Origin of the sequence: Commensalibacter sp. Nvir, assembly GCF_963921845.1 — a bacterium.
Classification (GTDB): Bacteria; Pseudomonadota; Alphaproteobacteria; order Acetobacterales; family Acetobacteraceae; genus Commensalibacter.
In genome coordinates this window covers 1-2266 of the sequence record NZ_CAWUGZ010000076.1, presented here as the reverse complement: position 1 = coordinate 2266, position 2266 = coordinate 1, and the positions used below count along the sequence as shown (strand labels likewise).

At 31.4% G+C, this 2266-nt stretch carries 4 protein-coding genes; all 4 read left to right on the top strand.

Annotation, left to right across the window (positions count from 1 at the left end; translation table 11 throughout):
• The first annotated feature begins 159 nt into the window (after positions 1-159).
• Positions 160-330 (top strand): hypothetical protein, encoded by a 171-nt coding sequence (locus AABE15_RS05275; RefSeq protein ID WP_338330239.1) that lies wholly within the window; start codon positions 160-162, stop codon positions 328-330.
• 160 nt (positions 331-490) lie between these two features.
• Positions 491-982, top strand: a complete 492-nt coding sequence (locus tag AABE15_RS05270; protein WP_338330238.1) for a hypothetical protein — start codon at positions 491-493, stop codon at positions 980-982.
• A 61-nt stretch (positions 983-1043) separates the two neighbouring features.
• Positions 1044-1391 (top strand): hypothetical protein, encoded by a 348-nt coding sequence (locus tag AABE15_RS05265; RefSeq protein ID WP_338330237.1) that lies wholly within the window; start codon positions 1044-1046, stop codon positions 1389-1391.
• Between the two features lie 461 nt (positions 1392-1852).
• The coding region (locus AABE15_RS05260; RefSeq protein WP_338330236.1) for a hypothetical protein at positions 1853-2266 on the top strand (414 nt) is incomplete at its 3' end.

Genomic DNA, 2266 nt, shown 5'->3' with positions numbered 1-2266 from the left:
AGATTTACTTTAATAGTATTTTATTAAGGTTAAATTTAATTTAAAAATGAAATAATAATAAATAAAATTATTTATTATTTATTATTACATGAGGACTTTATGTTATTTAAAAAGGTTAAAAAACGATTATTATTATTTGGTCTGCTTGGAAATATGATTATGTTTCCAACGCTGGCATTTTCTCAAACTCTTCCAACAGTTTTACCAGCGGGTAGTTATGAATTAACTATTGGAGCTCGACCTTCAGCTCCATACCCTGCTTTAGCGAATTATAATCAAGATTTAACAGCTTCTGGTACTGGGAGTGACTATACAGATACAAGTATCTAGGCATCATATTATTCCTTTTAATGTATTACGATCATTTTTTAATACGGTTTCGCAAAGAAATGATTTTCACAATATTAGGAGTTTTTTGGGAGTAGTTGCAGATAACTTACATCTTTATGCTGGAGCGAGTAGATTAGATTGTTCTGTAATAGGTCCAGATTTGATACAGGCCGGAGATCTAGCTTTATCAATGGGTTATGGTACTGCAAGGGGTTCTGGAACAAGAATGGCTCCTGGGTTTGACACACTTGAACAATTTTATGTATGGCTGCCCGGTAACTTATTCATCGGTCCTAATAACCGTTCTGATGATCCAGGAGAAGGATTCGAAAATCACGCAGATGTGGTTATAGGCAGTCAAGATTTTGATCGTTTATATAGAACTTATGAAAATATGATTCTTTATATCAATGGCAATGAAAATGTACTGAGTTCAATTAGAACTGATTTAACAGCAATAGCTGCTCGTCGAAGCGTATACACATTAGATTCAACAAATTGGGAGTATGTAAATGGAAAATATAGATTAAGAACATCGCAAAATTTTTCAATCAAATCATCTGTACAAAAACAGGGAAGTGATTTCAACTACGAATGCAGTGGTTATACTCCTAATTACAATGCTGCTTTAGATGCAGCAGGTCTCATTTAAGCAAAAATAATTTTTAATAAGTCAATTTATTGAAATTTTCATATACATCAAGGAATATATTATGAATATAAAAAACACTTTGCAAAAAACTTTATTGTTGTCAATATCCTTTTTTGCATTATCAACGGCTTCATTTGCTTCTACCCTTACTTGTCCTGCAAATTTACCATTAGGAGCACATCAAGGTCATTTTACAGATATAATTGATATCACTCAATATGCATATACAAATTATATATTTCAGAGCTCAGATTTATCAGATAATATTTATTGTGTGCAAATTAATCCAGCAACTGAAGCAGCTAGGGCTAAAGCAGTTAATGATGCTTTTTTATTAAACAGAAAAGTTTCTATAGAAGTTGATGGTAACCACAATATTACAGGTATTGGATATAGAAACGATGAATAGTCATTGTATATTTTAATCAAGTTTAGTTTTGTGACAATATTTTTACTGGGTTTTGCTTGGTATTAAAGAATACGTTATTCATAAAATAAGGATATTATCAATATGTTATGAGTTAAAGCAAAATCCAGCTTCTTGCTTACTTATTTGTTTTAAGTTTTTATTTTAAAAAAAACATAATATTAATATACAGTTTTTTTAAATAATGATGATAAAACCTAATTAGATTGAATAGATCTTATTCATCATGAACGGATTGGCGATTGTAGTAAGTCCACTATTCAATGCATAAAAATTTTACCGTTTATTAGTTTTAAATGAGAACGATATGAAAGCAGTTTTTTGAAATTTAGTTAGAATTTTAATTATTGTGCTTTATCAAGTTCTATTTTTATTTTTTTATAAAATTAAGTTAAGCTATTAATTCAAAATGGGATTTATCAAAGAATCCATTTTAAGAACTTATGCCATTAGTTGTTACCGTCCTAAAAATCAGTAAAGAGTATCAGCTGCGTCAGGCAGTATTCTTGCACCGGCAATTACGACACTTTGGATATGATGCGATCTGCTTAACCGATGCCGAGTATATTCCCAATGTCAAGACATATCCCTTCTATCATCAGTTTCCGGGTTGGTGGTCAAAGATGGAACTCTTTAACTCCAAACATAAAATCATTGGCAATCAATCAATCTTTTATATGGATTTGGATACGTTAATTCTACGCGATTTTAGCCCCTTAATGAGCGACACAGAGCTTAGGATGATTAACGATTTTTACCATCCCACCCACTCGCAAAGTGGGGTCATGAATATCAATCAAGCGTCTAAAAAACAAATCTGGAAGCAATGGATGCGTAACGCCAGCCATTACATGAAC